Raw genomic sequence first — 24152 nt, 5'->3', positions numbered from 1 at the left:
TATTAATTCAACTACTGATTTACAACCCGAAGGTGATGGATATTATTGTCGGTCCTTCGATAAAGTCACAAATATAAACGAAATTGACAGGAAAGTTGGTGTACCCCACTTTTTTATAAAGTAGTTACCTAGATAAGAATTGACCTGTTTTCAGTTCCAATAAAAGAATCAGTATATTCGCAGCATCGTCGACATGATCATTTTAAAGTAATTTGTTAGCTCAATCGTCCTATGCTCAATATCACCTTGGTTGCTGGTGCCCGTCCAAACTTTATGAAAATCGCTCCTATTATTCATGCCATTGATAAGCAAAAAAGTTTAGGAGTTGGTATCGACTTTAGATTGGTACATACTGGCCAACATTATGATCACAAGATGTCAGGTGACTTTTTCGAACAACTGAATATCCCAAGCCCAAACGCCAATTTAGGAGCTGGAGGTGGTTCTCAAGCAGAGCAAACTGCTGCCATCATGATTGGTTTTGAAAGGGAACTTTTAAACAATAAGCCTGATGTGGTTTTGGTGGTAGGTGACGTCACTTCGACTTTGGCTTGCTCTATTACTGCAAAGAAATTATTGGTTCCAGTCGTACATGTGGAAGGAGGTATTAGATCAGGAGATATGAGTATGCCAGAGGAAATTAATCGTATAGTAACGGACAGCATCACAGATCAATTCTTTACTACTTCGGAATTGGCCAATGAGAACCTCAGAAGGTCAGGGGTAGAAAACCACAGGATTCATTTTGTGGGCAATACAATGATTGATACCTTGCTCAGCCAGATGCCTAGATTTCGAAAGCCGGGGGGAAATATTTACGACAAACTCTCTTCCCAGAAGTACTTTGTCTTGACTTTGCATCGCCCAGCAAATGTGGACGAGGAAGTGAAGCTAAAAGCCATGATGGAAGCTATTTTAGAAGGAACAGGAAGTTTGTCAATTGTTTTTCCGGTTCACCCAAGGACCGCGAAGGTGTTGAAGAACTTAGGGATTGAAAACGATAGACTGCATTATGTTGAACCACTTTCCTACTTGGAGTTTAATTATTTAGTGAAACATTCGAAAGGTGTGATTACCGACTCTGGTGGAATTACGGAAGAAGCTTCCGTGATGAATGTTCCCTGTTTGACATTGAGGGATAATACGGAAAGGCCTGAGACCATCGACCTGGGTACAAATGAGCTGGTTGGTACTGATCCTTCCAAACTCAAGCCTTATTTGGAAAAAATGCTCTCAGGTCAATGGAAGAAATATCAACAGATTCCTCTTTGGGACGGAAAAACTTCTGATAGAATTGTTAAGATCTTGTTGGAAATTTATGCCATTTAATCAATCCAAATAATAAACTCTTTTGACACGTCCGCTGATATTGGTGAGTAATTCATAAGCAATGGTTCCAATGGATTTTGCCTGTTCCATAATAGAAAGCCCTTCTCCGTAGATAATAACTTCATCGCCTTCTCTAACTTCCATGTCTGTGATGTCCACCATGGTCATGTCCATACAGACATTCCCAATGACGGGAGCTTTTTTTCCATTGATTAAAACTTGTCCGTTACCATTGCTAAAGCGCCTGTCATAGCCGTCTGCATAGCCTATGGCGATGGTAGCAATTTTCCCATCACGTTTCATGGATCCTTTTCTACTATAGCCTACTGTTTGACCTTTTTTCAACGATTTGATTTGAGACACTGTTGTTTTTAGAGTGCTTACTGGTTGTAGTGCACTTTCATGCATACCATTCACTTCCACGCCATATAATCCAATGCCTAACCTAACCATGTCAAATTGATGCTTGGGGTACCTTACTATGCCAGCAGAATTAAGTGCGTGTCTGATGGGGGAATAGTCAAGCGAATTTTGGATAGCATTGCACATAGATGAAAACAATTCAATTTGATTCTTTGTGAATTCTTCATGTATGGCCTCATCTGCTCCAGCCAAATGTGTATAACAGCTGGCGATATGTAATTCTGGGTAAAGTTGAATCAAATCTACTAATTCAGTAAGATTTTCTTCACCAAATCCCAGGCGGTGCATGCCCGTGTCCAAGTCCAAATGAATACTCAATTGAGATTGGTTACTTTGACAATATTCACCTAGTTGTTTGAAAAATGAGGGACTATAAACTACGGGCTCGAGCTGATGCCTGATGAGATTTGGGAAAGATTCAGGTGCTGGGTTTAGGACCATAATAGGGAGTTTGATTTTATCCAGTCGCAGTGCCACTCCCTCATCGGTATAGGCCACAGCTAGGTAATCAGCTTTTAACTGCTCTAAATGGTGTGCTATTTCAGTAGCTCCTCCTCCATAAGCAAATGCCTTGACCATAACCATGACTTTTGTTTTTGGTTCTAACAGTTGTTTATAAAAAGTGAAATTCCTTCTTAGGGCATTCAAATTGATTTCCAACACTGTACCGTGAATTCTTTCTTGAAGGGTATTCACTACCTGTTCGAATGCAAATGTCCTGGCGCCCTTGATTAAGATGAGGTCATTTTGAAATGGAATTTCATTAATGGCGGAGAGAAGGTGCTTGGTACTTTCAAAAAAGAGCGTGGAACAAGGAGGGTTTTGTCCTAATTGTTTGATTTCATTTCCAACACCAATCAACAAATCTATTTGATAATGCTTGATAAGGGCGTTGACACGATCATAGACAAAATCAGAATCCCCAGCTTGAAGAAGATCCGATAAAATAACCACTTTTCTATTTTTTTGTCTTTGGTTTTGTAAAAACTCCAAGGCAATATCAAGACCAGCTAAGTCATTATTATAAGTGTCATCTATAAGTAGAGACTGGTTGACTCCGGCTTTTAGGGTAAGTCTCATTTCCACCGTGTTTAGCTGCGGAATGACATTTTGAATGTCTTTTTCGGAAAGCCCAAGAGTAAGTCCTGCGACTATAGCATGGCGAAGATTTTCCAAAGACGCTTCATCTGTAAATCGGGTAGAGAAGGTGAAAAGTCCCATGTCCGGTTTGATCAAAGTGATTTTGCTTTCTGAACCTTCTTTTTTTATGGCGAGGGTATAATCAGCTCCAGACTGTTGGGACCATGAGATTAATCTGTCAGAAGAAAAGTGTTTGGTTAAAAATTCATGAACCGCTTGATGGTCCTGTCGATAGACAATGAATTGGCTATCTTTAAATAGTAAAGCCTTTTCCTGGAGTTTCTGCTCTTGGCTTTCAAAACCTTCGGCATGGGCCGTTCCGATGTTGGTAAAGAGACCTACATTGGGTTTGATCATTTGCTCAAGCCGCTCCATTTCACCTGGCTTAGAGATGCCTGCCTCTAAGATAGCTGCCTGATGATGATTTTCAATACCAAATATGGAGAGTGGAACACCGGTTTGACTATTGTAGCTCTTAGGACTTTTGGCAATGTCAAATTTCACGGATAGTAATTGACCAATCCATTCTTTGACTATTGTTTTTCCATTACTTCCAGTGATACCAATGACAGGACCTGAGAAATTTGACCGGTTCCAGGCTGCCAAAGATTGTAATGCATCCAATGCATTGCTTACTTGGACAATGTTGGCATTTGAAAATGTGAAATGAGAAACCTCTCTTTCAATGATGAAATTATTGACCCCTAATTGATAGGCTTCTTCTAAGTAAGAATGACCATCAACTTTGAATCCCTTCAGTGCCACAAACAAGGTAGTTTCTCCTTTGATGATTTTACGGGAATCGGTAGAAACAAATTCAATGGAATGATGGGAATTCTTCTGAATAATTTCGCCCTGGATCAATGTAGCAAGTTCTTCAATGGAGATAGGTTTAATCATGAGATTGATAATGGTTGTGGAAGAGCCAAAATTAAGAATTCATCAGGGTTAATACAGCTTAGTTCCATTGGGTACTGGCAAATCTGAAGTAGTGAGAACGACATGTCCGTTTTGATCATGGAAACCGGTTACCAAAACTTCTGACATGATGTTAGCAATTTGCTTTGGAGGAAAATTGCAAATGCAAACAACCTGCTTTCCAACTAATTTTTTCGGGACATAATTTTCTGTGATTTGTGCCGAAGACTTTTTAATACCTAGCTCTCCCAAGTCTACAAGAAGCTTATAGGCAGGTTTTTTAGCTTCACTAAAAATTTCTGCTTGGATAATTGTGCCAATTCTGATTTCAACCTTTTGAAAATCAGAAAACTGAATCGTTTGCATCTTATTCAATTATTTGTATATTTGAAAACTTTGAATGTAATAAGGCCAACAAAAGATTGTTAAAATTATATTTTACGATGTCCAAAGCTAACCAAATTCTTTCTAAATCTTTCCTTGCAATAATGTTTGGAGCAATTGGCGGAACATTTTTGTCAACGGAAGCAGATGCGCAGGAAGTTAGGGATTGTGATCGTTCATCGCAACAAGAAAGAAGTCGTTTGGAAGTATTGGAGGATAATGGAAATGTAAACTCTTTCGAAGAATATAAACCAGAAAAAGCAAATCCTGTAAGCAAATCTACTGTGAAAGAAAGGAAGGAAAATCCTATCTATAAGGCTTCAGGAGAAAAAGATGTCAAGAAAGATGAAATGTCTACTCTATCATTTAATCTGTTTTTATATATAGTAGATCGTTTCAAAGAAGATTAAACAAGAACCCATTTTACAATTAACAATAACCCAAAGTGAGGAGGCTAGATGGCCTCCTTATTTTTTATACAGTTAATACAAATTCTTTTAGATCTTCGATCTTGATCTTTCCTTCATAATAAGCTTTGCCAAATACAGCCCCTCGAAGCCCCATATCCCGTAATTTCTTGAAATCATCAGTATCTCTAACCCCGCCACTGGCTACTAAATGTAAGTCTGGAAACTTATCTAAGATTTCTTTATACAGGGAAAAATTAGGTCCCTCCATTACACCATCTCTGGTTATATCAGAACATTTGAGATATTTCAAGCCTCGATCATAAAAATATTGGATTTGGTCAAAAAGATTAATATCCGTGTTTTTTAACCAACCTCGAATTTTAATATTGTAGTTTTCTGGACTGGTATCTACAGCAAGATTGATTTTTTCTCTACCATAGGAAATAAGCCATTGGGCAAATTTATCAGGGGAGTTGGCTGCGACAGTGGAGGCTGTAATGGTTTTGGCACCATGTTCAAAAACCTTGATGATTGCCCCATCTGTGGAGATTCCTCCTGTAAAATCGACTTTCAAGGAAGTATAGCCAGCGATGATATTAAGTATATGGTAATTTTTGGGCTCCCCGCGACGGGCTCCATCTAAGTCAACCAAGTGCAAGCGTTCAATACCACAATCCTCAAATTGCTGTGCAATTTCAAGTGGATTTTCTGAAATCACTTCCTGAGTGGTAAAATCGCCTCTCTTTAGGCGTACACATTTACCGTTGATCAGCCATATGGATGGTATAATCTCGAACATTTTGGGCTTAAATTAAATCTGTGAGCTTGGTGTTTTACGCTTTTACCTTCCAAAACCAAGGAGGGCAAAGCACTGTTTCTTTTTGAATTGCTTCCTAATATAACACTTCACATAATCAATTAATAATTATGTATTGTAAATATTTTTCAAGCTTGATTTACAATTAGAAGTTCAGCAGTGCCACTTTCCCTTCACCACCAGAGGCCCAAATGGCACCGCCATTTTTTGATCTTTTTACTGCATGCAGCCCTATGTCTGAAAACTTGGTCCAGTTATTTCCTCCATCTGTGGAATAGTCAGATCCATTCGTTCCCACAGAGATCAACCAGCCATACGCAGGAAAATAAGTGACACCCGATCGGTAACCAGATGGAGGGGTTCCTTCTGGCTTTTTCCATGTAATTCCTTCATCAAATGAGAGACTGATATTATTTTGATTGAAGTCAGGTTTAAGGTAATCTCCCCCAACAGCCACCAAGTTTTTGCCGTTGATAAATGATAAAGAAAAAATCCCTTGAGAGGGTTCACCCTGAATGATAGGGGCAGGAATGGTATCCCAGTCTACACCACCGTCCTCAGAATAATAGATATTGCTTTTGAAGCCTCCACTGGCCATCCATATCCGGTGCCCTTTGGATAAGATTCCTGAGCCACTGGCAGCAAAACCAGCTTCTCCCTTTGGGGCTTTGGGAGCTGTAGTAAGTGGTTCCCAAGATTCTCCACCATTCAAGGTCAACAAAATCATCCATTTCCCATTCACAGGGTCACCATAAGCATAACCCCTTCTATCATCTTCAAATACTAAACCATCCAAAAATGCTTCTTCTGGACCTTCATATTTTCTTTCCCAGGTTTTACCGGAGTCCGTAGTTTTATAGATTACAGCAGGTTGGCCGGCAGAAACAGCGATGGCCGTACTGGCATTAAAAGCTTCAATATCCCTAAAGTCTACAGTGTCCAGACCGTCGATGACCCCATGATTCCAAGACTGGCCTCCATCAATGGTAAGCATCCATAGCCCATTGCTGCCAGTGGCCCATGCAATCTCTTCGGTCAACGGACACAATCCACGCAAAGAGCTTTTGGTAGGAGTGTTCAGAATTTCCCAGCCCAAAGGGGATCTGACCTCAACAGATGGTGGGTTGCTGCAACTTGTCCATACGATTGCAGATAATGCAAGCAAAAATAGGAGATGGTGTGCCTTTCTCATATTTATTCGTAAAAATTTAATTATTTATAATTATTAGATTTTAAAACTTGATTAGAAGAGGAAAAGTTTCCAGATGATAATGACTTAATGAAAATTTAATTTTTCATCAAAGGTATTTTATCAAAAAGCTATTTCGGTCTTACATAAATGACTCTCTCAAATATTTGGCGGTGTAATTGTCCGCTACTTCTCGCAAGGCTTCAGGTGTACCTTCAAAAGTTATATTTCCTCCTCTCTCTCCACCTTCAGGGCCAAGGTCAATGACCCAATCCGCAGACTTGATTACTTCAGTATTGTGCTCAATGATGATCACAGAATGTCCTTCCTCGATCAGAGCATTAATAGAATGAAGAAGTTTTTTGATGTCATGGAAGTGTAAACCTGTGGTGGGCTCATCAAAAATGAAAAGCACATGATCTTTGTTTTTACCACTACTTTTTCCCAGGAAGGAAGCCAACTTGACCCTTTGGGCTTCTCCACCACTAAGTGTGTTGGAGGATTGGCCGAGCCCAATATAGCCTAGTCCTACTTCCTGCAATGGTTGGAGTCTATGGATAATGGCGTTTTTGCCTTTGAAGAATTCCATGGCCTCATCGATGGTCATGTCCAGAATGTCGGCAATGTTTTTATCCTTGTAGGTTACATCCAGAATTTCATTTTTAAACCGCTTTCCTTTGCAGGATTCACAGGTCAAAAAGATATCCGCCATAAATTGCATCTCTATCCTTTGGGTGCCTTCCCCTTGGCAAGCTTCACATCGGCCACCATCTACATTGAAGCTAAAGAAAGCGGGCTTGTAGCCCCTTTGCTTGGAAAGGCTTTGTTCGGCAAACAAACTCCTAATCGCATCGTAAGCTTTTACGTAGGTGACAGGGTTAGATCTACTGGATTTACCTATTGGGTTTTGATCAACAAATTCCACCTGTGAAATGGATTTGTAATCTCCTCCAAGCTTATCAAATTTGCCTGTTTCATCGATTACTGTTCCCAGTGTTTTGCCCAGTGCCGGATATAGTACCTTTTTGATCAAGGTGGATTTGCCAGAGCCACTTACCCCAGTAATGACGGTAAGGGTATTCAAAGGGATTTGTACGGTGAGGTTTTTGAGATTGTTTTCTCGGGCACCGTTGATGATGATTTTATCTTTCCATTTGCGGTTACCTTTTTTGATGTTGATCTGCTCTTCACCTTTGAGGTATTTGGCAGTGTAGGTTTCCCCATGAGTTAGCAGGTTTTCCAGCCCTCCTTGGAATACTAACTCCCCACCATTTACACCTGCGTCAGGGCCGATATCAATGATCTCATCAGCCGCTTTCATGATTTTTTCCTCGTGCTCAACGACAATTACTGTATTCCCCAAATCTCGAAGGGTCTCAAGAACAGATATCAGTCGATCCGTATCGCGTGGATGTAGGCCAATACTGGGCTCATCTAAAATGTACATGGAACCTACCAGGGCACTTCCTAATGAAGTGGCCAGTTTGATTCTTTGATACTCTCCACCGGATAATGTGGAAGTAAGTCTGTTGAGCGTTAGGTAGCCCAAGCCGACTTTATCTATATATTCGAGTCGGTTTAGTATTTCCTTCAGTAGGCGATTAGCTGTTTTTTCTTCTGCAACTGTAAGATTGATATTTTGGAAAAAGTCCAGCGCTTTTTCTATGGGCATCAACACGATGTCTGTGATGGAATGTCCATTGACCTTAACATAAGAAGCGTCCTTTCTCAAGCGCGTTCCTTTACAGTCGGGGCAAGTGGTCCTTCCTCGAAATCGAGACAGCATGACACGGTACTGGATTTTGTGAGTCTTGCTTTGAAGGTGCTGGAAAAAGTCGTTCAATCCCTTAAAGGAACTGTTGCCCGTCCAAATTAACTCCTTGTGTTGCTCATCCAGTTCTTCGTAAGGCCGGTGAATCGGAAAATCGAAGTGAATACCGTTTTTGATCAAAGGGGCAACCCACTTTTTAGTAGTCTCTCCCCTCCATGGAGCAATGGCTCCTTCATAAATGGAAAGGGATTTGTCAGGGATTACCAAGTCAGGGTCAATTCCTAATACCGAACCAAACCCTTCACATGTTTTACAGGCTCCGTAAGGATTGTTGAAACTAAAAAAATTGACAGAGGGAAGTTCGAAAGACATGCCATCCAATTCAAATTTATCACTGAACTGTTTGCTTTCTTTTCTTGGGATAACCACAAAGCACTCTCCATGGCCTTCAAAAAAAGCTGTTTGGACACTATCTGCAATCCTGAACTGATTGTCCTCATCTTCTTTTTGGATGACTGCCCTATCAATTAAAATCTCTATTTCTCCAGAAGGGATGTCATTTTCGGAAAGTAAATCTTCCACATAATACACCTCACCCTCAATAATGATTCTGGTAAAGCCCTTTTGAAGCAGGATTTCCAATTCTTTTTTTATACTTCTGTCCGCATGCACCTGAAGAGGGCAGCTGATCATCACTTTTTCGCCTTCCTCAAAACTATGAATGTAATCTACTACATCAGTTACCGTGTGATGTTTGACTTCTTCTCCGCTAATGGGTGAAATTGTCCGACCAATTCTACTAAAAAGTAATTTTAAGTAATCATAAATTTCAGTAGTGGTGCCTACAGTGGACCTTGGGTTTTTTGTAGTTACTTTTTGCTGAATGGCAATCGCTGGAGAAACACCTTTGATGTATTCTACATCGGGTTTTTCCATTCTTCCCAAAAACTGACGAGCATACGAACTCAGGCTTTCTACGTACATCCTTTGTCCTTCCGCAAATAAAGTATCAAAAGCCAAGGAAGATTTACCTGATCCTGATAAGCCAGTCACCACCACCAATTTGTTTCTTGGAATGGCCACACTTAGGTTTTTTAGGTTATTTACCCGTGCGTTTTTTATGATAATATATTCTTTGGGATTTAGATCCTCTATGGAAGTTGGATTCAAGGGAGTCGATTCATTCATAGATTGCAAAGATACCAAGTGAACAGCTTAAATGGTAATTTGTTTAAAACTGAATTGACAGGAAAAGTTCCCTAAGGGTTGAACTCCCCAATCAATCCGATAAAAGTTCAGCTTTGACCTTTACTTTCTTGATCAGCTTGTCATTGTATATGATTCCGTCCATTGGGTACAGTTGATAATCATCTATTTCAGAAATTGATATGATTTCAAAGTTTGCGTTTACGCCATCTGCATAATGCTGAAGCCTTAGCTTAGCATTATGCAGCGCGTTCTGAAAGGCTTGATCTTGGAGGGTAGTATTTTGCTGCGGGTCAAGGTAATAACCATTGCTGTTGATGGAAACAGGAATATTACTATCGAGTAGCAATTGGCTTATTTTTTCTTTTTCAGATTCATTAGTCAATACGATCAAATAATTAATCCCATATGTGAAACCAGGTCTTTTTTGGGCGCTTGTTCCGGCTCCATCTTTGTAGAAATTCTCTGAGTTCTTTTTTACTCTGTAAGGTTTCATGGCATCGCTTTCCATGAGTTGGATCAATTTATCTCTGGTTGCTTTATCTCCGTTAAAATTCACATTGATGCATGGTTGAAGCCCATCAATTGTGAGTTCATTGAAACCGATCATTTCTATGGTGCGATTTTCATGGTGGTGTGGAGCATTGCAAGAGAAAATGGCAGTGCATAAAAGTGCAAATAGGATGAATTTGATGATGAAACTTCTCATGAGCTTAAAATTACTGTTGAATAATTCCACAACTTTTCATCTTAAACAGCAATAAGTAAGCCATTTATATTGTATTGATAAGTGGTTTTTGTATGAAGTTTGGTGCTTTAAACTTTTAACAATTATTAATGGGTTAGTTGAAAATTATGGTACAGAATTTGATTTTTTTTACGATTATTTTTTATGAAACTGATTAAGTATATTATTTGGTTGTTTTGTTGGTTTCTGAATATAAATTTGGAGTGTACGCCTCTGATACACTTTTATAATATAAAAAAATCAGTTATTTCATTGCATGGTGTATTTCAAATATATACATTTGAGACTAGCTGTATTTGTTTCAACCCTAAAATCCGCAATATGAGATAGACCTCTACGTTATTTAAACGTCAGAATTTATGAGTAAAAGGTTAAGACCGAAGGACAGTGAGTTGATCGCTCAATATAGAAACGGAAGCGAAGCTGCTTTCGAAGTGTTGGTAGATAAATATAAGTCACGTGTTTTCACGACGATTTATATGATAGTAAAAGATCAAGGAGTAGCGGAGGATTTGTTACAGGATGTTTTTGTGAAAGTAATCCAAACCCTCAACTCTGACCGATATAACGAAGAAGGTAAATTTCAGCCATGGTTAATGCGCATCGCGCATAATTTGGCCATTGATTATTTCAGAAAAATGAAGCGGTATCCATCCATTGTTATGGAAGATGGATCAAATTTATTCAATACATTAAAGTTTGCCGAAGCCAATGTCGAAGACCAAAAAGTTAGAGATGAGACACATGCTTTGGTGAGGGATTTAATTGATGAATTGCCAGAAGCTCAAAAGCAAGTGTTGATTATGAGGCACTATATGGATTTGAGCTTTCAGGAGATTGCTGACCAGACCGGCGTAAGTATCAATACTGCACTGGGAAGGATGAGGTATGCGCTGATTAACATGCGTAAAAAATTGAAACAAATAAATGTTGCCTATGACAAAATATTTTACCCTAAGTGACCATCTGATAAGATATGTTTATCAGGAGATGAGTGAAGCAGAAAACATTGATTTTGAGCAGAAACTGCGAGAAAACGAAGCTTTGATGCAGGATTATTTGGATATGTTGGGTACCGTTGATAAGCTCAACGGAGTCATGCTTGAACCATCTGATTTGGTGGTGAAAGCCATTAAGAGAAAAGCCAAATCTTCCGGACTCGAAAAGGTCTAAAAAAAATGATAATTCGGTAAAAGCCCATTCTAGATGAAGATTTAGAGTGGGCTTTTTTGTTGCCCACATTTATTTTTTGGCTTATAAATGCCTTATATTTGATCGGATTAAGGACTTAGGATATGCTAAAAAAAGAGCGGTACAAAGCGTTTATTGATCATTTTTCGACTCATATGCCTGTTGCTGAAACAGAGTTAAATTATGAAAACCCGTTTCAACTTCTGATCGCAGTGGTGTTGAGTGCGCAGTGTACAGATAAAAGAATCAACATGGTCACCCCAGCCTTATTTAAGGATTTTCCTACTCCAGAGCATTTGGCGGCTTCCAATTTTGATGAACTGTTTCCTTATATCAAAACTGTATCCTATCCGAATAATAAAACCAAGCATCTTCTAGGTTTGGGAAAGATGCTGGTAGAGGATTTCAACAGTGAAATCCCTTCTACAGTAAAGGAACTGATTAAACTCCCAGGTGTGGGACGAAAAACAGCCAATGTGATAACCTCTGTTGTGTGGAATCAGCCCAATATGGCGGTAGATACACATGTCTTTCGTGTATCCAAGCGGCTTGGACTGGTTCCCCAAAATGCAAAGACACCGCTCGAAGTTGAGTTACAGCTGATCAAACACATTCCTAAAGAACATATCCATATTGCGCACCACTGGTTGATATTGCATGGTCGCTATGTTTGCTTGGCCAGAAAACCTAAGTGTGAAGTATGTGAAATCACTCATTTCTGCAGGTATTTTGAAAAGAACCAAGCCAAGATAGAAATGGAAAATGACCTGTTTTCTAGTTCCAAAAAATAGCATATGTGCGGGATCAATTTGATTCTCAACTTTTCATCGGAGGGTGAAAGGGCCATTAGCAAAATGATGGAAGCTACCCGTCACAGGGGACCTGACCATTCAGAATGGCTTGCGGTCAATAAAGAATTATACCTGGCAGCAAACAGGTTGAAGACTATTGATTTGGGAGATTGGGCAAATCAACCAGTGAATGTAAAAGACAGCTATTTCTTATGTTGGAATGGTGCTCTGTATAATGCAGAAGACTTAAGGAATAGACTTTTACAATTAGGGGAGGCATTTGAGAGCAGGTCTGATAGTGAAATAATTATTAAGTGGTTGGGCCAATATGGGGCCGATGGAATAGGTGATTTTCAAGGAATGTATTCCATTCTTTTCATCGATAAGGTATCCAAAATAATAGTGGCGGCCAGAGATCAATTTGGAAAAAAGCCACTATACTATTTTCACCAAGGTAATAAGTGGGTTTTTTCCTCTGAGTCTAAAGCGATTGTTCATTCTGGAATAGTGCCTTCTAAAATTAATTCTTCCCAATATCTGCCCTATTACTACTCAAGGCATTCCTTTCCAGAGGATAGTTTTTACAAAAATGTAAAGCAACTTTTACCTGGAGAGATCATGTCCATTGATTTTGGGGGTAATTTACTGGAGCGTAAAACGCATTCTTTTCAAGGGACAAGTATTCCACCTCCGGATAAACAGCATTTTAAAATGTTACTTACGGATGCTGTTCTCAATCACTTTCAAGCAGATGTTGCGGTTGGAGTATTGCTCAGTGGAGGAGCAGACAGCAGTTTGTTGTTGAGTACTTGGTTTGAAGAAACCGGAATACCTCTGCATACTTTCACGGTGACATTTGAGGATGCATATTTAAAGAATTATCAAGATCATAAGTACGCCAAATGGGTTTCGCAAAAGTACAATTGTGAGCATCATGAAATATTGATCACACAGGAGCTTGTCCTTGAAAATTGGGGGGCATATATTGATGCTCTGGATCAGCCCATTGGGGATAGTGCTGGTTTTATCAGCTGGATGATTGCCAAGGAGGCCAAAAAGTATGTCAAAATACTGGTAAGTGGCGCAGGTGCGGATGAACTGTTTGGAGGCTATAGCCGCCATGAAGCCTTCAAATTTTATTTGAAGAATAAAGAATTATTGACCAAATCATCAGCAGTTGGAGGTAACATACCTTTTTTGCCAAGACGATTAAAGAAAATGCTGTTGGCAGTGGAGGATAGTGAAAAGGCGACCTTTTTGAATTTTAGTTCATTGAGAAATGTGCCCAAACAATATAGGTCTCACTTTTTGGAATATTATCCTACCATAAAAACACCTTTCAAAGCTGCTTTGGAATGGGATAGGAATTATTATTTGGTAAATGATGTCTTGAAAATTCACGACAATGCGTTGATGGCTCATGGTATCGAAGGAAGGGCTCCTTATTTGGACAAAGCAATAGTGGATTTAAGTCTTAGCTTATCTGAAGAGCAACATCTCCAACTTAAGTCAAAGCAATGGATTAGAGAGTCCTTGGGAGATGCAGGTTTAGGAAAAATAGCCAACAGGAAGAAAATTGGATTTGGATTGCCACTAAAAGAGTGGTTACTGACAGATCGGAAATTTAGAGATTATTTTTTGGAACATATTAAGTCCTTTGCAAAGGAACAAGGAGACCATTTGCCAGAAGAAATGCGTAAATTGAGCCAGGCGCCAGATAAGTTCGTAAAAGACAATTTCCTCCAAATTTGGAATACATTTGTCCTGGCATCTTGGTATCAAAAAAATAAATCATGCGATTAATTTATATCCACCAATATTTTTTAAAACCTGAAGAGGGTGGTGCGGTGAGGTCTTATCACTTGGCCAAAGGAATGGTGGATGCTGGTATTGAGGTAGAAATGGTTACCGCACATTCAGGAAATGTATATGATTACAAAGTGATTGATGGAATCAAGGTACATTATCTACCGGTAAGCTATGACAATAAATTTGGTTTTATCAAGCGGTCTTATGCCTTTCTGAAGTTTGTTAAGATGGCCAAGAAGTTACTAATGAAGCTCAAAAGGCCAGATTTACTTTACATCACCTCTACACCACTTACCACAGGACTGATAGGTTTATGGGCAAAGAAAGCACTCGCCGTACCGTATGTTTTTGAAGTAAGGGATCTTTGGCCAGAAGCTCCCGTTCAAGTGGGCGCGGTGAGAAATCCCTTACTTAAGAAAATGCTTTATGGTTTGGAGAAAAAAATCTATGACCAAGCATTAAAGGTAGTTACGCTTTCCCCTGGAATTAGGACTTACGTGGAGAATTGCGCTCCGAATGTTTCTACGAGCCTGATCCCTAATTTCTCAGATGTGAATTTCTTTCAACCTACTAAGGAAAAAAGCAGCAAGATCTTGGATCAGCTAAATTGGAAAGCTGAAAATCTTAGCATTTCTTACACTGGGGCCATCGGTGAGGTAAACGCAGTCCAAGAATTGTTGTTCTTGGCAAAAGAGGCTCAAGATCAAGGAAAAGAATGGCAATTTGCTATCAAGGGTAAAGGTAAGAAGCTACAAGAGCTGAAAGGGCTTGCAACTAAGCTGCAGTTGAAAAACCTGCAGTTTCTTCCTTTCGGAGACAAAATTTCTGTAAGGGATTTATTGTCCGTTACTGATTTGGCATTTATATCTTTTGACCACCTACCAGTATTACAAACCAATAGCCCCAATAAGTTTTTTGATGCTTTGGCCATGGGCAATGGTATTTTGATCAATCATGAAGGTTGGGTTTGGGATTTGACTAAGAGCAACCATTTGGGAATAATTTATGATGTCAAGCAGGTTAAAGAAACCATTCGACATTTGGAAATTTTGGCGGAGGATGAGACCATTTTAAAAGCCATGAAACAGCGCTCCAGAAATCTGGCTATGCTTCACTTTTCCAAAGAGATGGCCATAAGCAGATTATTATTTACGCTAGATCCAAAACGCTTTCCAAGGCCTGTCATTGACGAGGTTTATATGCTGACTGCATAAAGATTTTTCTCGCGTCCTCTTCTTCCATCAATGTTTTTAATTCGACATTATTCCTTTCAGCGTAGGCATCTACGATGTTCCAACCTACCCATCTTCCTACTCTTCCAGGTGCTTCTGTGCTGATAACATCTGTAAAGGGAGCTTCTCCAGTGTATTTTCTGATTTCAAAAGGATTGGTTTCATAAATAGCCTCTTCTTCTATCAAGTGTGTCCAAATGAACTGCTCATTGGAATAGCAAGCAGCCAATTCATCAGAAGTGTATCCAATGATCAATTCCTCAGGGGTGCAAGGCATCATGGCTTTGGTGAAGTGATAGGCCTTTCCGTAGAAAATCATTTCTGCCAAAAGGGTATTATCCTTCAGGTTGGTTTCGTTGTATCTAGAGGAAATAGCGGTAATTATCATAGGGACCAGATGGGCCTTATCATACCTGACAGCCATGTATTCTGGAATCTCAGGAGGCTGAAACTTATGGTTATGGGGTAAAAAATAATCCAAGCCAATTACGATCATGTCACTATCAATGTAGAGGTCAGAAGTAAAACCGCTGACAAAAGTGTAGACTTTGGGAATTTTAAAGTCCGGAAAATAATATTTGATGTGCTTGAAGCTATTTTCAAGATCCTTTTCCAGTTGGCGGATGTTTTTGAAATTTGATTTCACTTCCTGGTATAAGGCCGCCATTAAACTGTCTCTCGGGATTTCACTAAGTGTTGCTACTAAAGCTTCTCTACTTGGATAGAGCTCCTCCTGAAGGTACTTGTTGGTGAAATCTGGATGGCCGTCCAAGAAATAGTTGATGGCATCATTGTTCTTGGCCTCAAACAACAAATCTTCCAACCTCTCGATTTTCAGATCAACAGGAATTGAATCGACTTCACTGGAGACATGACAGCTTTGGTCACTTTTACCACAAGCTCCAAGAAGGATCAAAAGAAAAAAGACAAGAAAAGTCTTAGATCTTCCGCAAAAATAACTTTTTCCAATTTTCAGGTTTTTGGCCATGTTTTTATTATAGCAGTATATTTGTCATTGTAAACTTAAGCACGGCTTTTGAGGTTCTCCAAAAGAACCGATTGATAAATATAAAATATATGGGCAAAGGGCGACAAAATTATGGGGATTCTTTTAAATCGCTATTTTTTTTATTCTTAGTAATTGCTTTGATCAGCTCTTGTGGTACAGATGAACTTACTCCTGACTATAAGGGATTGACCGTTCAAGGCTTTATTCAACAGGATCCCAATTTTAGTATTCTTGCAGAAATTTTTGAACAGACAGGTATTGGGGATACACTAAATGGGTATGGTACTTTTACTTTGATTGCACCTACTAATAAGGCCTTTGAAGAAGCAGGAATTACATCGGCTTCTGATTTGTCTTCTGAAGATTTGGACAGTTTGATTAACTATCACTTGGCTTCAGGAAAATTGAACAGTGAAGATTTGATAGGAGAAGTAAAAGAAACTTTTTTGCAAGGTTATTACTGGTTGATCAATAAAGAAGAAAACGAGATCATCGTCAATGGCGATGTTTCTTTGTTGGTTAAAGACATTGAGGTCTCTAATGGAATGGTACATGGTATAGGAAGTGTGTTGGAAGCCAGTAAATTAAATGTGGTTTCTATGGCGCAAAGTCAAGGCTATACTTTGTTTGTCAAAGGACTTCTACAGACAGGATTGGATAAAGTGCTCACCGAGACAGGTCCATTTACACTTTTTATCCCTACAGATGCGGCCTTTGCGGCTTATTTCGAAGCAAATGGAATTACTGAAGAAGAGTGGTTGTCCGCTTCCAGGCTGGATGCTTTTATGGAGTATTGTATCGTGGAAGGAAGCTTGGAAAGTGATGAGCTGGTCTCAGATGCCTTAATCAGTTATGGAGGTGATAGTTTGTTTGTGAGCAAAAAGGAAGAAGAAATATGGTTGAATGGGAATGCGTTGATTACCAGAAAGGATATTCAAGGAGGTAACGGAATTATTCATGAACAGGACAAGGTGATCACAGTGCCTGAACGATCCTTGGCAACTATTGTGTCAGAAGGTTCTCAAAACCAGGGTTATGAAGAATTCAAAGCTGCGCTTATTTACGCTGGGCTTTTGAGTGAATTAGAACAGCAGGAAGGACCACTCACCGTTTTTGTCCCTAACAACTTGGCTTTTTATGCATGGTATGAATCCTTAGGGGTGTCTGGTTACTATGAAATCGAAGAAACAGTCCTTGTTGAAACTTTGATGTACCATATTGCTATTGGAAGGGTTTTCAGTCAATCGTTTCAAACAGGACAAGTCCTTGAAACCAAATTGGCAGACAAAACTTTGCTTTTAGATGGAGAAGGTCCCACAGTCAATGGCATTTCTTTAGATGAAAACTACCTAAACCAATTAGGAACAAATGGCTTGATTCATGGCGTTGGAGAAGTATTGATTCCAGAATAGCATAGATTGAACAGGTCCTAAAGATTTTCCTACCTTTGGAGGAATTAAATAGGGATATAGTTGAAGAGTAAATTTGTTTTAGCTGCCGCTTTCGTTCAATACCTTTCATGGAGAAAGGTGACTAACTTTTTGATGCTCTTTGGTTCATTTCATTTTTCAAGATGGACTAAACGGGCCAGGATAATGGGTTTGCCTGTGGCCATGTCTATAGAGCCAACTACTGGATGTAACCTGAGGTGTCCCGAGTGTCCATCAGGCCTGAGGAGCTTTACCAGGCCTACGGGGATGCTGGACCAAGAATTGTACAAGAAAATTATCAAAGAAAGTGCGGGGCACCTTTCTTATCTACATTTGTATTTTCAAGGGGAGCCCTTTCTACATCCTGAATTTTTAGAGTTGGTCAAGTTGGCAGATCAGTATAAAATCTTCACAGCAACATCCACCAATGCCCATTTTTTAAATGAGAAGATAGTGCCGAGAATATTGGATTCAGGACTGAAGCAATTAATTGTTTCAGTGGATGGGGCTTCTCAGGGGGTGTATGAAAATTACAGAATTGGTGGAAATTTGGAGCGGGTAAAATCTGGTATTCAACTATTGATAGAATCAAGAAATAAAGTAGGGAAAAAATTCCCTCAGGTCATTTTTCAATTTTTAGTAACGGGAAAGAATGAGCATGAGATCACTGCTATTAAAGCACTATCAAAAAAGCTAGGAGTAGATGAGCTCCAGTTCAAAACTGCCCAAATATATAATTATGAAGATGGTTCAGAATTAATTCCCAGCAACTTAATATACTCAAGGTACCTTCCGGCTGGTAATGGAAAGTGGAAGCTAAAAAAGGAAATACGAAACAAATGCTGGCGAATGTGGCAAGGTGCTGTAGTGACCTGGGACGGGGATATGGTGCCCTGTTGTTTTGACAAAGATGCAAATCATAAGATGGGAAATCTCCAAAATTCAAGTCTTGGTAAAATATGGAATAATCCAAAATATGGTAAATTTAGAGCCCAATTATTAGAAAATAGAGGTCAAATTGATATTTGTAGGAACTGTTCCGAGTGATTTCATCAAAAAAAGTGTACGATTAGGCTTTTTGTTCAAAATCGGCCGTGTAAAATATTCTTTAATAGATAGGTTGTGTAATATTTTGCTTATCTATGTATGTTGGTATAATATTTCTTGAAAAAATATAAATGAAGAATTTTGTTTCTTATAATTTTACTTTTTCATTCTTCTAATAGTTTAGTTTCGTTTTTGCTTTTTACCGTTGGTATTAAAATTTGATTAGAATCAGAAAAAAAAATCTTTAATTATGAAAAATATGTTCGAAATCGAATTACTTTCGAACAGGAAATTTTCTAGCCACGCCAAGGGCTTTAAGATTTTCACAATCCTAAATTATCCATTTTAAAAAATTAACTCTATGAGAAAAGGTTTACTAAGTTTCATCTTAGCAGTCTTTACACTCACATCGGTTTGGGCGCAGAGCAGAACCGTAACAGGTAAAGTGGTTTCTGAAGAGGAACCAATGGGTTTGCCTGGTGTAAATGTGCTGGTCAAAGGATCTACAGTCGGTGCGATTACTGACTTAGATGGTATGTATTCTATTGAAGTTCCTGATGGAAAGAATACATTGGTATTTAGTTTTATAGGTTACAGAACTGATGAGGTTCAAATAGGGAACCAAACTACCGTCAATATCACTTTGATGCCAGATACCCAAAATCTGGAGGAAGTTATTGTCGTAGCCTATGGTACTGCTGAAAAAGGAAACTTTGTAGGTTCTGCAGTTGCCTTGAAGTCAGATCAGATTGCCAATCGACCAATCAACAACGTAGCTAACGCAATTGAAGGTCAGGCTCCTGGTGTAATCACCACTTCAGCTTCTGGTCAGCCAGGTTCTACTCCAGCTATCAGGATTAGAGGTATCGGTTCTGTTAACTCTTCAAGTTCTCCGCTTTATGTGGTGGATGGTGTTCCTTATGATGGAGCCATTTCAAACTTGAACCCAGATGATATTGAAGATATGACCATTCTGAAGGATGCCGCTTCAGCAGCATTGTATGGTTCTAGAGCTGCCAATGGTGTGATCATGATCACCACCAAAAGAGGAAAGAAGAATAAGTCAAACTTTTCATTTAGGGTTCAGCAAGGTACTGCTTCTAGGGCTTTGCCAGAGTATGAGAGAGTAAATGCTGATCAATATTACCCATTGGTATGGGAGTCCTTGAGAAATGCCCAGTTGGGAAATGGAGCGGATGAAGCTGCCGCAGCTGCTTATGCTTCTGAGAACCTAATTGATGACGTACTAGGCTATAATGTTTACAATGTACCCAACAGTGAGGTAGTTGGAGCTGATGGAACCTTGAATCCAAATGCTGTCAATAACTTTACTGATCTGGACTGGTTTGACAAAATTGCTGAAAGAGGAGGTCGTTCTGAGTACAATATGAGCTATTCTGGTGGTAACGAAAAAACAGATTATTTAGCTTCTGTGGGCTACTTGGACGAAAAAGGCTTTGTGGTTAATTCTGATTTCAAAAGATGGACCGGAAGATTAAACATCAACACCAACCCCGTAGAATGGTTTAAAACAGGTATCAACTTGTCCACTACTATGAGTGAAGGCAATAATGCTAGGACTGATGGTAATACCAGTTACGTAAACCCTATGTATTTTGCTCGTAATATGGGGCCTATTTATCCTTTATATGCACAGAATCCTATGACGGGAGGATATGTGTTGGATGATCTAGGAAACAGAATCTACGACACAGGTGATTTGACAAACTTGGGCCTACCAAGAAGAGGTCCGGGTGGTTCTCCTGGCCGTCATGCTTATCAGGAAGCATTGTTGAATGTGGATACATTTGATAGAGATGTACTTTCTGCCAGGGCTTATGCTGAAGTAAGTTTTCTAGAAAACTTTACTTTGAGAACTAATATCGCTTCTGATATGACCTCTCAGCTTAATGTGGGATATGATAACCCAATAGTAGGTGATGGTGCTCCTGCTGGTAGAAGTAATAGGACCAATAGAAGGTATAATTCTTATACTTTTAACCAATTATTGACTTATACCAAAACAATCAATGACAGACACTTTGTGGAAGTTTTGGCAGGTCATGAAAATTATGATTTTAAATACAACTATCAGTATACTGCTAAACAAGACCAGATACTTGATGGAAACATTGAGTTTGGAAACTTTGTAACTATCAGTTCAGCCAACAGCAGAATAGATCGTCATACGATTGAATCTTACTTCTCTAGATTGAACTATGTGTTTGATGATAAGTACTCTATCTCAGGTTCATTTAGAAGAGACGGTTCTTCCAAATTTGCTGGTGATGTAAGATGGGGAACATTTTTCTCTGTAGGTGGTGCATGGAGCATAGATAAGGAAGAATTCTTCAATGTTGATTTCTTCGATATGTTGAAGTTGAGAGCTTCTTATGGTGAAGTGGGGAATGACAACTTGCAAAATGCTGATGGAGGTACTTTATATTACCCATGGCAAGCTTTATATGACTTAGGTTATAATAACGCGTCTGAGCCAGGTATCCTTCAAGCCAGTCTTGCAGCACCACAGTTGACTTGGGAATCCAATAATACTGTCGATGTTGGTCTTGACTTTGCTTTTGCAAGAAGATTCTCAGGTAGTTTGGAATTTTATGCTAGACAATCTGAAAACCTATTGTTTGAAGTACCTCTTTCTTTGACTACAGGGCTTGAGTCCAAATATCAAAATATCGGTACCATGTCAAATACCGGTGTTGAATTCAATATTGGTGGAGATATTATCCGTAACCAAGATTTCACTTGGAATGCAAATTTAAACGTATCTACCTTTAAAAATGAGTTCAAGGAGCTTCCATTCGATGAGCAAATCAATGGAACCAAAAAACTACAAGTTGGTCATTCCATTTATGATTATTGGTTAAGAGACTGGATTGGTGTTGATCCAGCTACTGGTGAAGGGCTTTACAGAGCAGAGGAGTATTTTGATGGAGATGGAGAAGTAAGAGATGATGTTAGAATTATGGGAGCTGATACAGTTACAGTAACTGCCAATAATGCAAGAGAACATTTTGCAGGAACGGCTATCCCTGATTTCTTTGGTGGTATTACCAATACTTTCTCATACAGAGGATTCACATTGAATGTGTTGTTGTCTTACTCGGTTGGAGGTAAAGTTTATGATGGGGTTTACGCAAGTTTGATGAATGCGGATCCTGATGGAAATGCCCTTCATGTGGATGCAATGAACAGATGGACAAGCCCTGGTCAGGTAACTGATGTACCAAAAATGGATGTTACTGGATCTGCACAAACCAATGGAACTTCGGATAGGTGGTTAGTGGATGGTTCCTACTTGAACCTTCGCTCAGTTAACTTGTCCTATTCTCTTCCGAAATCATTACTGAATAGAATCAGTGTATCAAACGCCACAGTTTATTTGGCTGGTGAGAACTTGGGCTGGATGTCTGCCAGAAAAGGAATGTATGTTTCCGGAAGTTTTAACGGAACGACATCAAATGCCTACACGCCTGCGAGAACGTTCACTTTAGGCTTAAATGTCAACCTCTAAATTCTGACATATTATGAATAGAATATATAAACCTTTATTAGCAATTGCACTACTGTTTACTTTCAGTTGTGCAGAAGACTATCTAGATACTGTGCCGACAGATGCGGTTTCATCTGAATCAGTATTTACGACCACCAATAATGCCATGATTGCCTTAAATGGTATTCACAGATCCATGTTACTTCGCTATGATAGTCAAGGTCAAGCAGGTGAGGGAGCTGTGATGATTATGAGAGACGTGATGGCGGAAGATTTGGTGATGACGACCACCGGTAATGGTTGGTATGTGTCCATTTGTAGATGGCTAAACCATATTTCTGAAAATAGTGGTGATGTAAGATTCGTTTGGAGATTTTATTATAAAATTATTGGTAATGCCAATTTGATTATTGAAAATATCGATGCTGCAGAGGGATCACAAACAGAAAAAGATGAAATTAAAGGACAAGCTTTAGCTTATAGGGCTTGGGCGCATTTCAACTTGGTTCAAATGTTTGCAGAACGATATGATTTCAATGGAAGTAATAGTCAAATGGGAGTTCCTATCGTGCTAGCTCCAATTACTGAAGGAGCGGCCAGAAATACAGTTGAAGAAGTTTATACGCAAATTCACACTGATTTGGACGACGCCATTGCTTTGTTGGATGATATTAATGGTAGAAATGCCAAATCACACTTAGATGTTAATGTAGTCAGTGGGATTAAAGCTAGGGTGCTAGCTACCCAAGGAAGGTTTGCTGAGGCGGCTACTTTTGCTAATACAGCTCGTGAAGGTTATTCTTTGATGTCAGAGGATGATCTTTATGCAGGATTTAATAATGTGGAGAACGAAGAATGGATCTGGGGTAGTCATCAAGTAGATGATCAGCAGACCTATTTTGCTTCTTATTTTGCGTATTTATCGCTGAACTTTAGTTCTACCAATATCAGAAACAATCCTAAAGCAATCAACAGTACGCTTTATGGAATGATCTCTGATTCTGATTACAGAAAAGGCCTTTGGGATCCTAATGCATCTGATCCTGCATTAAGAGATCCTTTTATCGATGAGATGACCTTGTCTTCTTTTGCAAAGATTGACTATATGAACCGTAAGTTTCTCGCTCAAGGGAATGCTTCTTCTGTTGGGGATGTACCTTATATGAGAGCTTCAGAAATGTATCTTTTAGAGGCTGAGGCTTTGGCAAGGTCTGGAAGCGATGCTGCTGCAGCTGACTTACTGTTTGAATTTATGCAAGCAAGAGATCCAGAGTACACCAGAAGTTCTAATACTGGAAGTGCTTTGATCGAGGAGATCATGATCCAACGTAGGATAGAGCTTTGGGGTGAAGGATTCAGGTTTTATGATCTGAAACGTTTGAATCTTCCATTGGATAGAACAGGAGCAAACCATGTTGAGTCTGTTATTAATGGTAAGTTTACTGAGGAAGCAGGAGCATGGGAATGGCAGTGGCAGATTCCTAGAGATGAGTTGAATGCCAACGAACTTATGGAGCAAAATCCAACAAATTAATTTTCCAATTAATTTAAATACTATAAAAAACCCCAAGAATTAATTCTTGGGGTTTTTTTGTTCAATTCAAAGATCAGCATCTTTTTTGTAAGGAAGGCATGATGCTTTATTCTGGGCGTATGGGGAAATACTTCCGCTGAATGTCTCTCAATCCCTCGGAATAATTATCTTTACACTGGTTTTCCGTGTGTACGGATTTATGCAGTTTATTGGACCATTGATCTCCTTTTTGTGGGAGTGAGGTGGCGAAGCTGTGTCATGGAATA

18 protein-coding genes are annotated in these 24152 nt (G+C 39.3%); 11 read left to right on the top strand and 7 right to left on the bottom strand.

Annotated features, from left to right (window positions below; genetic code table 11):
• Positions 1-231 precede the first annotated feature (231 nt).
• On the top strand, positions 232-1329 hold the full coding sequence (gene wecB / locus JL001_RS04785) for a non-hydrolyzing UDP-N-acetylglucosamine 2-epimerase (RefSeq protein WP_200975009.1): 1098 nt from the start codon (positions 232-234) through the stop codon (positions 1327-1329).
• Here wecB and JL001_RS04780 read toward each other — a convergent pair whose 3' ends face one another.
• Together JL001_RS04780 and JL001_RS04775 are read right to left on the bottom strand one after the other, a co-directional pair.
• A complete protein-coding gene (locus JL001_RS04780) occupies positions 1330-3792 on the bottom strand; it encodes a bifunctional UDP-N-acetylmuramoyl-tripeptide:D-alanyl-D-alanine ligase/alanine racemase (protein WP_200975008.1) in 2463 nt (820 codons plus the stop codon). It abuts the gene before it with no gap.
• A gap of 48 nt (positions 3793-3840) precedes the next feature.
• The gene (locus JL001_RS04775) at positions 3841-4176 is read right to left on the bottom strand and encodes a tRNA-binding protein (protein ID WP_200980314.1); all 336 of its coding nucleotides are present in this window, start codon (positions 4174-4176) and stop codon (positions 3841-3843) included.
• Positions 4177-4253: 77 nt separating this feature from the next.
• Here JL001_RS04775 and JL001_RS04770 point away from each other — a divergent pair, with 77 nt between their 5' ends.
• Entirely contained in the window at positions 4254-4604 is a 351-nt protein-coding gene (locus JL001_RS04770; RefSeq protein ID WP_200975007.1) for a hypothetical protein, read from the top strand.
• A 64-nt stretch (positions 4605-4668) separates the two neighbouring features.
• Here JL001_RS04770 and JL001_RS04765 read toward each other — a convergent pair whose 3' ends face one another.
• The 4 genes from JL001_RS04765 to JL001_RS04750 form a co-directional block, all read right to left on the bottom strand.
• Positions 4669-5403 carry a HisA/HisF-related TIM barrel protein gene (locus tag JL001_RS04765; protein ID WP_200975006.1) on the bottom strand — a complete coding sequence of 245 codons (735 nt, stop codon included), beginning with the start codon at positions 5401-5403 and terminating at the stop codon, positions 4669-4671.
• A gap of 163 nt (positions 5404-5566) precedes the next feature.
• Complete coding sequence (locus tag JL001_RS04760) at positions 5567-6613, bottom strand: YCF48-related protein (RefSeq protein WP_200975005.1); 1047 nt, start codon at positions 6611-6613, stop codon at positions 5567-5569.
• Positions 6614-6752: 139 nt separating this feature from the next.
• The gene (gene uvrA, locus JL001_RS04755) at positions 6753-9569 is read right to left on the bottom strand and encodes an excinuclease ABC subunit UvrA (protein WP_200975004.1); all 2817 of its coding nucleotides are present in this window, start codon (positions 9567-9569) and stop codon (positions 6753-6755) included.
• A 91-nt stretch (positions 9570-9660) separates the two neighbouring features.
• Positions 9661-10296: a hypothetical protein gene (locus JL001_RS04750; protein ID WP_200975003.1), complete on the bottom strand. Its 636-nt coding sequence runs from the start codon at positions 10294-10296 to the stop codon at positions 9661-9663.
• A gap of 398 nt (positions 10297-10694) precedes the next feature.
• On the opposite strand from JL001_RS04750, the gene JL001_RS04745 reads away from it, so the two are divergent.
• The 5 genes from JL001_RS04745 to JL001_RS04725 all read left to right on the top strand — a co-directional run bounded on the left by JL001_RS04745 (position 10695) and on the right by JL001_RS04725 (position 15340).
• A complete protein-coding gene (locus JL001_RS04745) occupies positions 10695-11297 on the top strand; it encodes an RNA polymerase sigma factor (RefSeq protein WP_192009530.1) in 603 nt (200 codons plus the stop codon).
• Complete coding sequence (locus JL001_RS04740) at positions 11272-11508, top strand: hypothetical protein (protein ID WP_200975002.1); 237 nt, start codon at positions 11272-11274, stop codon at positions 11506-11508. Before JL001_RS04745 ends, JL001_RS04740 begins: the two co-directional genes overlap by 26 nt.
• 122 nt (positions 11509-11630) lie before the next feature.
• Entirely contained in the window at positions 11631-12317 is a 687-nt protein-coding gene (gene nth, locus JL001_RS04735) for an endonuclease III (protein WP_200975001.1), read from the top strand.
• A gap of 3 nt (positions 12318-12320) precedes the next feature.
• Complete coding sequence (gene asnB, locus JL001_RS04730) at positions 12321-14120, top strand: asparagine synthase (glutamine-hydrolyzing) (protein ID WP_200975000.1); 1800 nt, start codon at positions 12321-12323, stop codon at positions 14118-14120.
• The gene (locus JL001_RS04725; protein WP_200974999.1) at positions 14111-15340 is read left to right on the top strand and encodes a glycosyltransferase family 4 protein; all 1230 of its coding nucleotides are present in this window, start codon (positions 14111-14113) and stop codon (positions 15338-15340) included. The genes asnB and JL001_RS04725 overlap by 10 nt, the downstream gene beginning before the upstream one ends.
• Here JL001_RS04725 and gldB read toward each other — a convergent pair.
• On the bottom strand, positions 15309-16346 hold the full coding sequence (gene gldB, locus JL001_RS04720; protein WP_200974998.1) for a gliding motility lipoprotein GldB: 1038 nt from the start codon (positions 16344-16346) through the stop codon (positions 15309-15311). The two genes, JL001_RS04725 and gldB, sit on opposite strands and share 32 nt — an antisense overlap.
• Positions 16347-16435: 89 nt before the next feature.
• Between gldB and JL001_RS04715 the strand changes: the two genes are divergently transcribed.
• From JL001_RS04715 to JL001_RS04700, 4 genes are all read left to right on the top strand, one after another.
• Positions 16436-17779 (top strand): fasciclin domain-containing protein, encoded by a 1344-nt coding sequence (locus JL001_RS04715; protein WP_200974997.1) that lies wholly within the window; start codon positions 16436-16438, stop codon positions 17777-17779.
• 60 nt (positions 17780-17839) lie between these two features.
• Positions 17840-18844, top strand: a complete 1005-nt coding sequence (locus tag JL001_RS04710; RefSeq protein ID WP_236252718.1) for a radical SAM/SPASM domain-containing protein — start codon at positions 17840-17842, stop codon at positions 18842-18844.
• Positions 18845-19205: 361 nt separating this feature from the next.
• Positions 19206-22373: a TonB-dependent receptor gene (locus JL001_RS04705; protein ID WP_200974996.1), complete on the top strand. Its 3168-nt coding sequence runs from the start codon at positions 19206-19208 to the stop codon at positions 22371-22373.
• Positions 22374-22386: 13 nt separating this feature from the next.
• Positions 22387-23886 (top strand): RagB/SusD family nutrient uptake outer membrane protein, encoded by a 1500-nt coding sequence (locus JL001_RS04700; RefSeq protein ID WP_200974995.1) that lies wholly within the window; start codon positions 22387-22389, stop codon positions 23884-23886.
• Positions 23887-24152 lie beyond the last annotated feature (266 nt).

Origin of the sequence: Echinicola sp. 20G (assembly GCF_015533855.1) — a bacterium.
GTDB lineage: Bacteria > Bacteroidota > Bacteroidia > Cytophagales > Cyclobacteriaceae > Echinicola.
The sequence above is the reverse complement of the archived record's forward strand: the minus strand, read 5'-3'. Positions and strand labels throughout refer to the sequence as shown.

Excerpts from the sequence above, each read along its gene's own strand:
- JL001_RS04775 (WP_200980314.1), bottom strand. The coding sequence starts at position 4,176 with ATGCAAACGATTCAGTTTTCTGATTTTCAAAAGGTTGAAATCAGAATT.
- JL001_RS04750 (WP_200975003.1), bottom strand. The coding sequence starts at position 10,296 with ATGAGAAGTTTCATCATCAAATTCATCCTATTTGCACTTTTATGCACT.
- JL001_RS04725 (WP_200974999.1), top strand. The coding sequence starts at position 14,111 with ATGCGATTAATTTATATCCACCAATATTTTTTAAAACCTGAAGAGGGT.
- JL001_RS04715 (WP_200974997.1), top strand. The coding sequence starts at position 16,436 with ATGGGCAAAGGGCGACAAAATTATGGGGATTCTTTTAAATCGCTATTT.
- nth (WP_200975001.1), top strand. The coding sequence starts at position 11,631 with ATGCTAAAAAAAGAGCGGTACAAAGCGTTTATTGATCATTTTTCGACT.
- JL001_RS04770 (WP_200975007.1), top strand. The coding sequence starts at position 4,254 with ATGTCCAAAGCTAACCAAATTCTTTCTAAATCTTTCCTTGCAATAATG.
- asnB (WP_200975000.1), top strand. The coding sequence starts at position 12,321 with ATGTGCGGGATCAATTTGATTCTCAACTTTTCATCGGAGGGTGAAAGG.
- JL001_RS04780 (WP_200975008.1), bottom strand. The coding sequence starts at position 3,792 with ATGATTAAACCTATCTCCATTGAAGAACTTGCTACATTGATCCAGGGC.
- JL001_RS04760 (WP_200975005.1), bottom strand. The coding sequence starts at position 6,613 with ATGAGAAAGGCACACCATCTCCTATTTTTGCTTGCATTATCTGCAATC.
- JL001_RS04765 (WP_200975006.1), bottom strand. The coding sequence starts at position 5,403 with ATGTTCGAGATTATACCATCCATATGGCTGATCAACGGTAAATGTGTA.
- uvrA (WP_200975004.1), bottom strand. The coding sequence starts at position 9,569 with ATGAATGAATCGACTCCCTTGAATCCAACTTCCATAGAGGATCTAAAT.
- JL001_RS04705 (WP_200974996.1), top strand. The coding sequence starts at position 19,206 with ATGAGAAAAGGTTTACTAAGTTTCATCTTAGCAGTCTTTACACTCACA.
- JL001_RS04700 (WP_200974995.1), top strand. The coding sequence starts at position 22,387 with ATGAATAGAATATATAAACCTTTATTAGCAATTGCACTACTGTTTACT.
- JL001_RS04745 (WP_192009530.1), top strand. The coding sequence starts at position 10,695 with ATGAGTAAAAGGTTAAGACCGAAGGACAGTGAGTTGATCGCTCAATAT.
- JL001_RS04740 (WP_200975002.1), top strand. The coding sequence starts at position 11,272 with ATGACAAAATATTTTACCCTAAGTGACCATCTGATAAGATATGTTTAT.
- wecB (WP_200975009.1), top strand. The coding sequence starts at position 232 with ATGCTCAATATCACCTTGGTTGCTGGTGCCCGTCCAAACTTTATGAAA.
- gldB (WP_200974998.1), bottom strand. The coding sequence starts at position 16,346 with ATGGCCAAAAACCTGAAAATTGGAAAAAGTTATTTTTGCGGAAGATCT.